The 478-nt window shown below is 32.8% G+C and carries 1 protein-coding gene; it reads left to right on the top strand.

The annotated features are described in order from the left end of the window. Positions 1-188, top strand: a 188-nt coding sequence (locus tag ACWIX0_RS14210; protein WP_454174621.1) for a hypothetical protein, incomplete at its 5' end; no start/stop codon positions are given. Positions 189-478 lie beyond the last annotated feature (290 nt).

Raw genomic sequence — 478 nt, 5'->3', positions numbered from 1 at the left:
ATCTTTATTTGAGCTTAAGTTTAAGAGAGCCATCTTTTTTATCGATTGTTTTTTTTAAGTCTAAAGATGATGAAGTGATATTAGATTCTAGCAAATCTTGCAATGATGATTGGCTAGAATCTAGCGTGAGTGAAGTTGTGCGTAAATCGCCCCCCCCCCATTTGTCGTGTCAAATCGCGCAGTGCTAAAGCGCAAAATAATCTTTGCTAAAGTGTAATTTATAATGATTGAAGTAAGCAAAATAGGCAAATATGAGAGTTTCCAAAATGCGTAGAAAAATAGACTTGAAACAATCAAAAAGATTTTCGCCCAAAGAAAATGCGCTTTAAACTTTGCGTTTTTCAGCAAATGAAAGATTATCCACACGAGCGGCAAAAATGCAAAAATAAATGCAAATGATGAGAAAAGCATAAAAAACCCCTTTAAGTGATTTGTATAAGTGATATGTAAATGATTTGAAAGATAAAAAGTATCTTTG

It is taken from the genome of Helicobacter sp. T3_23-1059 (assembly GCF_053654515.1).
This window is presented reverse-complemented; position numbering and strand designations above follow the sequence as displayed.